The sequence below is a fragment of the Haloechinothrix alba genome (assembly GCF_900188115.1).
Classification (GTDB): Bacteria; Actinomycetota; Actinomycetes; order Mycobacteriales; family Pseudonocardiaceae; genus Haloechinothrix; species Haloechinothrix alba.
Genome location: NZ_FZNW01000023.1, coordinates 43542 through 50413, shown reverse-complemented (window position 1 = coordinate 50413; position 6872 = coordinate 43542). Strand labels below are relative to the sequence as shown.

Below are 6872 nucleotides of genomic sequence, written 5' to 3'. Positions count from 1 at the left end.
TACGGCCACCACAGCCCCACCGCCCTCATCGCCATGATCTACCTCTGCGCCGGAGGCATCACCATCACACTCCCCACACAAACCTGAGGAGTCCCCTGAATGACGCTTTCAGTCCAACACGTGGACTGAAAGCGTCATTCAGCGTCGGGGGGCTGCAGGGCGGGGCTACAGCGCCAGTTCCGGTTTGAGTGCCGGCGCTGTCCACACTCGCCGCTTGCGTGCGGCGAGTGTGGACAGCAGCAGCCCTCCGGCGGTGTAAGCCGCCAGCACGGCCACATCGGTGGCCACGCTCGCCGATGCTCCGGTGTAGAGCAGCTCCCGCAAGCCATCGACCACATAGGTCATCGGCAGGATGTGATGCAGTGGTTGCAGCACCTCGGGGATCGTCTGCCACGGGAACGTGCCACCCGCGGTGACCAGCTGGAGTACGAGTACCACCAGAGCCAGGAACTTCCCGACGGCGCCGAAGTAGGCGTTCAGCGCGTGAACCACGGCTGTGAAGGCGAGAGTCGTGACGATCAGGAAGCCCACGGCACCGACCGGATGCGCGACGTCGATACCGACCAGGAGGCTGACGGCGCCGAGCAGTACGATCATCTGCGCGATACCGAGCGCGGCTGCCGGTAACCAGCCACCGAGTGCGACCCGCAGCGACGAGGCCCCGGCGGCCAGCGCCCGCACCGACAGCGGGCGCAGCAGGAGGAACAGCACGAACGCACCCACCCACGCAGACAGGGCCATGAAGTACGGAGCGAGGCCGGCGCCGTAACTGCCTGCCGAGGCCAAGCTGTGCGAGTCGATCCCGACGGGGTTGGCGATGGTGCTGGCCGTGGCTGCGCGCTCGTCGTCGTCCGGGTCCGGAATGCGGCCGAGCCCCTCGTGCAGCCCGTCATCGAGGTCGTAGGCACCGTCGCGCAACGCGCTGACACCGTTGGTGGCCTCGGCCTGCCCCTTGGCGAGCTCGCCTGCGCCCTGCGCGACGTCCGCGGCGCCGCCTGCGGCTTCATCGACGCCGCCGACCAGCTCCGGAGCCGCCTCGGCCAGCTCCCCGGCCCCGTCGGCGACCGCTCGGGACCCGGTGGCCAGGGTGTCGAGCTTCTCGGACGCGTTCCGGACGTCCTGATCGGCCCTGTCGATCGGCCGGCGAAGCTCGGCAAGCACGGCAAGGATCCGGTCGATCTCCTGCTCGTCGAAGCCGTCGGCACGCAGCTGCCCGGACAGCTCCTCGCCGGCATCGTCGAGGGCGTCCTGCAGCGCCCCGGAACGGCTCGCGAGCTCGTTGCCGCGCTGGGCGAGCTGCTCGTTGCCCTCGGCCACCTCACTCGCGCCGTCGGCGAGCTCGCCTGCCTGCTCCGGCAGCGTCGCCGAGCGCGTGCGCAGGGTCTCCAGCCCGGCTGCCAGCTCGTCGCTGCCGCGCGCCAGCTCACGCGCACCCTGTTCGAGCTGCTGCTGCCCCTCGAGCAGCTCGTCGGTACCGGCTGCCAGCTCGTCGGCGCCGTCCGCGGCATCGGACACCGCCCCGTGGATGGTGGAGAAGCCGAGCAGGAAACGGTCCGCCGCCTCCTCGCCGACCCGTTCGGTGATCGCGGCACGCACCTGCTCGGCGACCCTGTTCGCGATGGTCCCTGCGATGTAGTTGTTGGCGTCGTCGGTGGTCAGCGTGATTGTCGCGCGCCGGGGGTCGAACTCGGCGGTGGCCAGCAGCGCCGCGGAGAAGTCCGGCGGAACGGTGATGGCGAAGGCGTAGGTGCCGTCGCGGACGCCGTCGTCGGCTTCCCGCCCGGAGACCTCGTGCCAGTCGAACGTGTCCGAGTCGGCGATCTCCTCGGCGACCTCGTCGCCGAGCACGCGGTGCGCGCCGTCGGGGTCGTCGGCTCCGGCGTCCTCACTGACAACTGCCGCGGGTAGCTCGCCGAGCCGGTTGTACGGGTCCTCGTTCGCGAACAGGTACAGCGAGGCGTAGAGCAGCGGAACGAGGATCAGCGCAAGGATGGCCAGTTTCGGTAGCGTCCCGCTGCTGATCCGGCGCAGCTCGCCCGCGGCGACCCGCACCGAGCTCATCGAGCTCATCGACGGTCTCCTTCCCCGGTGCCGCCGGTCGTGGTCGTCGCCGAGCCGGTGTGTGCGTCCGTGTCGTTGCCGTCGCACTCGCCGCTGTCGGCGGCGATGCCCTCGCGCAGGGTCAGCGGCGGAGGTTGGTCGTCCGTTCCGATACGGGCGGGCGGGACCGGCAACACGGACGGGTGGGTGGTGGCGACCAGCACGACGACGGCGAAGTCGCGCGCGGCGCAGCGGCGGGCGGTCTCCAACCACTGCGTGGTGTCCCAACCGTGCCTGTCCGGAGTGTCCAGCACCAGTAGCCGCACACCCGGCCGGGTAGCGGCGAGCGTGGTCAGGACGAACGTCCGTACGTCAGCGGGTACGTCCTCGAACCGGGTCCCGGTGTGGCGCGTGAGCTCCCGCGCGGACAACCATTCGGCGACATCGGCCCGGGACGCGGGCCTGCGTGCCAGCGCCAGCTCCTCACCGACCACGACACGCAAGGGCAGGGCACCGTCCGGTTCGGTCACGCCAGGTGCGTCGATCAGCGCGGCACGCTCGCGCAGTCGGTGCGCACCGCCACGGTCGGACCCGTCCGCGTCCGCTACACCGCCCGGCTGCTCGTACACGGCGACGGAGCCTGCCGTCACGCGCATCCTGCCCGCGAGGGCGAGGCCGAGCCCGGTGAGCCCTCGTCCGGGCGGGCCCTGGACAACGACCAGTTGTCCTGTCGCGACGTGCAGAGACGTCGCGGGCAGTAGCGTTGCGTGCGGCCCCTCGATGACCACCCGGTCCGCGGTTACGTGCATGAATGCTCCCTGGCGCGCCGAGTTCCCTCCTGCACGCTAGGGCGGTATCGGTCGACCGGCAACTTGCCGGGACGTGATGCCGGCCGCCCCGCGTGTGCCGGGTGCCACTTCACTCGGCAGTGGCGAACAAGATGTCCGGGGAGGTGGTCCATAATGTCCATAGCGGACGGTATCCTTGCTTAGGCCAGAACACTGAGGACAGTGGATTGGCCGTGTCGTAGTACAGGTAGCTGCCTCGCACTCCTGCGGTGACGAGCTCGGCGTGGGCCACCGACATGAGCCGCTGTCCCACCCCGCAGCCGCGTGCCTCCGGCGCGACGGACAGTGTGTCGACGCGCGCCCATGTCCCGGCCGGCAGCCGGTGCGCGATCGAGGTGTTCGTCTCGGGGGAGCTCCACCCGGCTCGCGTCATTCCCACGACCTGCCCGGCGTCCTCGGCGACGAAGACCGGCTCGCCGGCGTCGAGGGTGCCGCGCAGTGCCGCGCCGACGAGCTCCGCCGCCTCGGTGCGCATCTGCTGGCCGAGCACGGCCCGGGAGTAGCGCAGCTCGGTCAGCTCGAGAGCGATGAGCGCATCGATGTCGGTTACCGATGCGTGCCGCACGGTAACGAGCGGTGAGCCGGGTCCGGCGGGGGCGTCCGCTGCCGAGCCGGCGCGAACTTCGCCTGCGCCCTCGGCGTGCCGAACGGCGAGCACGGTGCCTGCGGTGAACCCGTGCCGCCGGAGTACGGCCGACGCGGCGACATCCCGACTTGGCCAGCCGAGAAGCACCGTGGTCTCGCCACGTGGTTGATCCTCGGGCATCGGCCCCAACCAGCGGGCGTACGCCGCGAGTACGGCGTGCATGCCTGCCGCGCCGGAGTCACCGATCAGCGGGCTGAGCTCCCATGTCACGCGGGTGTGCCACAGGCTCTCCATCGACAGGGGACCGTGTACGGCCCGGTAGGCGTTCCCCCGAACGTCGCCGCCGCCGGGTAGCCCGGCCGTGATGCACGTGCCTTCCGGGAGCGAGACCGTGCGTGGTAGCAGCGGGTCGGTTCGGGCGAAGTGTTCGGCTTGGGCGGCCTCGAGCTCCCGCACGGCGGCCTCCGGTGACGTCTGGTCGGTCAGGACGCGGCAGCGGGCCGAGAGGGCCCGACGTTCGGTGCGTCCGTCTTGTGGCAGCAGAAGATCGCGGTACCGGGGAAGAGCGAGCCGCGTAGCGGGCTCCACTGGCCCCAGGTGCGGGTCTGGTCGTCCGGCCACTCCGGCTCGACCAGGTCGTCGAGCCGGAACCCGGACTGCCGCGCCGCGCGCACGTAGTCGCCGAGGGTGCGGTGGTACTCGACGTACGTCGCGTTGTGCTGCGCGTCCACCTCGACATAGGGCTCGCGGTCGAAGTAGGAGTGGGTGGCAGTGAGTCCGAGAGGCCCCGGGTCGTCCGGGAACACCCAGCGCATGGGGTGCGTGACCGCGAACACCCAGCGGCCACCGGGCCGCAGCACCCGGTTGACCTCGGTGAACACGGTGGTCAGCGACGGCAGGAACGGCAGGGCGCCGAACGCCGAGAACGCGGTGTCGACGGTACCGTTGCGTAGCGGCAGCCGTTGTGCGTCGGCGCGTGCCAGGTCCACGCACAGGTCCGACCGCCGGTCGGCGGTGCGCGCGTGCCGTAGCATCTCCGCGGACAGGTCCACTCCGATCGCGTGGGCGCCTTGCCCGGTGAGCCAGCGCGCGCAGGCTGCCGTGCCACAGCCGACCTCGAGGACCCGCAGCCCCGTGACGGGGCCGAGGAGCTGGAGGTCGGACTCACGCCAGCCTTCCGGGCACCAGACGAAGTCCGCGTCCCCGAGGAAGTCTCCGTGCGTGGCGACGTACTCCTCGGCGTCGGCGTCCCACCAGGCGCTACTGGCGGCAACGGCCTCCTGGGCCGTCACGGTGCGGCGCGCCGGTCCGACGACACCGAGGGCCTGTTCGGCACGGGTGAATCGGGGCGTGTCGTCCGGGCCTGAGTCAGCCACGTGGCGGCTCCTTTCTCCGTGTGGTGCGCGCCACTCACGATAGGTGGCCCCGGTTTGTACCTCGGTACAGCTGCCGCGTAGGATGTTCCAGGCGCAGTGGGTTTGCGCTGCCTTTCTCTCGGCACGCGTTTGCCGGGACTCGGGCCGCGCACCGAGCGCGGTGATATCGGCGGTCAAATTACTCCCGGCCATCCGTCATCGACCGTGTGGTACCCACTGTCGCTGCACGACTGAAGAGAACGAATCAACGACCCCAGCCATAACCGGAGCACCCTACACTCATGTCCACCGATACCACCATCGCCCCGACAGTCCCCGAGCAGACCAAGCAGGTCGCCGTGAACGACGTCGGGTCGGAGGAAGACTTCCTCGCTGCCATCGACAAGACGATCAAGTACTTCAACGACGGCGATATCGTGGAGGGAACCATCGTCAAGGTCGATCGGGACGAGGTCCTGCTCGACATCGGTTACAAGACCGAAGGCGTCATCCCTTCGCGTGAGCTGTCCATCAAGCACGATGTCGACCCGGCAGAGGTTGTCGCTGTTGGTGACGAGGTCGAGGCGCTGGTCCTGCAGAAGGAGGACAAAGAGGGACGGCTGATCCTGTCCAAGAAGCGCGCGCAGTACGAGCGCGCCTGGGGGACCATCGAGCAGCTCAAGGAGACCGACTCGCCGGTCTCGGGCACGGTTATCGAGGTCGTCAAGGGCGGTCTCATCCTGGACATCGGTCTGCGCGGCTTCCTGCCCGCTTCGCTCGTCGAGATGCGCCGGGTTCGCGACCTGCAGCCGTATGTCGGTCGCGAGCTCGAAGCGAAGATCATCGAGCTGGACAAGAACCGCAACAACGTCGTGCTCTCCCGCCGGGCCTACCTCGAGCAGACCCAGTCCGAGGTGCGCAGCGAGTTCCTCAATGCCCTCGGCAAGGGTCAGGTTCGCAAGGGCGTCGTCTCGTCGATCGTCAACTTCGGTGCGTTCGTCGACCTCGGCGGGGTGGACGGCCTGGTGCACGTCTCCGAGCTGTCCTGGAAGCACATCGACCACCCCAGCGAGGTCGTCGAGGTGGGCCAGGAGGTCACCGTCGAGGTGCTCGACGTCGACATGGACCGCGAGCGGGTCTCGCTGTCGCTGAAGGCGACCCAGGAGGATCCGTGGCGCCACTTCGCCCGCACACATGCGATCGGCCAGATCGTGCCGGGACGGGTTACCAAGCTCGTCCCGTTCGGTGCCTTCGTCCGCGTGGAGGACGGCATCGAGGGGCTGGTGCACATCTCGGAGCTGGCGGAGCGGCACATCGAGCTGCCTGAGCAGGTCGTGGACGTCAACGGCGAGGTCATGGTCAAGGTCATCGACATCGACCTCGACCGCAGGCGAATCTCGCTGTCGCTGAAGCAGGCCAACGAGGGCTTCACGCCGGACGCGGAGTTCGACCCGACCCAGTACGGGATGATTGCCGAGTACGACGAGCAGGGCAACTACATCTACCCCGAAGGCTTCAACCCCGAGACCCAGGAATGGGAAGAGGGCTACGACAAGCAGCGTGAGGAGTGGGAGCGGCAGTACTCCGAGGCGCACGACCGCTACGAGAAGCACATGAAGCAGGTGGCGGAAGCGCGTGAGGCCGATGCCGCCGCCGCTGTGGCCGAGGCAGGCGCCGGTGAGCCCGAAGGTGAGGCGGACTCCGGTGAGCAGCAGAGCTACGGCGGGGCGAGCCAGTCGCAGGCTGCCGACCCCAACAGCGGCACGCTGGCCAGCGACGCGCAGCTGGCTGCGCTGCGGGAGAAGCTCTCCGGCGGGGAGTGAGAGCCCGCTTTCCGGCACGAACCTTCTCGGCCCCGCTCCACGGAGACTGGAGCGGGGCCGAGTTGCGTATGTATGGGGGTGAACCCGACACGCCGGTGTGGGTCGGTGGCGAGCGGGTACAGGCGGCACGCCGGCAGGGGAGGGGGTGTCCGGCGCGCGGCGCGGGCCCGTAGCGGCCACGGCCGGCGTCCACTGACCGGTGAATAACCCTCTGGCTGTC

The 6872-nt window shown here is 69.5% G+C and carries 5 protein-coding genes; 1 reads left to right on the top strand and 4 read right to left on the bottom strand.

Annotation, left to right across the window (positions count from 1 at the left end):
* Nucleotides 1–165: 165 nt before the first annotated feature.
* The 4 genes from CHB84_RS19390 to CHB84_RS19375 form a co-directional block, all read right to left on the bottom strand.
* The gene (locus tag CHB84_RS19390; protein ID WP_089303091.1) at nt 166–2061 is read right to left on the bottom strand and encodes a YhgE/Pip domain-containing protein; all 1896 of its coding nucleotides are present in this window, start codon (nt 2059–2061) and stop codon (nt 166–168) included.
* Nucleotides 2062–2066: 5 nt separating this feature from the next.
* Nucleotides 2067–2849 (bottom strand): P-loop NTPase family protein, encoded by a 783-nt coding sequence (locus tag CHB84_RS19385; RefSeq protein ID WP_176440044.1) that lies wholly within the window; start codon nt 2847–2849, stop codon nt 2067–2069.
* 109 nt (nt 2850–2958) lie between these two features.
* Nucleotides 2959–3930: a GNAT family N-acetyltransferase gene (locus tag CHB84_RS19380; protein WP_089303084.1), complete on the bottom strand. Its 972-nt coding sequence runs from the start codon at nt 3928–3930 to the stop codon at nt 2959–2961.
* Nucleotides 3931–3956: 26 nt separating this feature from the next.
* Nucleotides 3957–4850 (bottom strand): class I SAM-dependent methyltransferase, encoded by an 894-nt coding sequence (locus tag CHB84_RS19375; RefSeq protein WP_245818852.1) that lies wholly within the window; start codon nt 4848–4850, stop codon nt 3957–3959.
* A gap of 281 nt (nt 4851–5131) precedes the next feature.
* On the opposite strand from CHB84_RS19375, the gene rpsA reads away from it, so the two are divergent.
* The gene (rpsA, locus tag CHB84_RS19370) at nt 5132–6652 is read left to right on the top strand and encodes a 30S ribosomal protein S1 (RefSeq protein ID WP_089303082.1); all 1521 of its coding nucleotides are present in this window, start codon (nt 5132–5134) and stop codon (nt 6650–6652) included.
* The last annotated feature ends 220 nt before the right edge of the window (nt 6653–6872 follow it).

Bases quoted from the DNA above. Each gene is read 5' to 3' on its own strand.
- CHB84_RS19390 (WP_089303091.1), bottom strand. From the start codon at position 2,061: ATGAGCTCGGTGCGGGTCGCCGCGGGCGAGCTGCGCCGGATCAGCAGC.
- CHB84_RS19385 (WP_176440044.1), bottom strand. From the start codon at position 2,849: ATGCACGTAACCGCGGACCGGGTGGTCATCGAGGGGCCGCACGCAACG.
- rpsA (WP_089303082.1), top strand. From the start codon at position 5,132: ATGTCCACCGATACCACCATCGCCCCGACAGTCCCCGAGCAGACCAAG.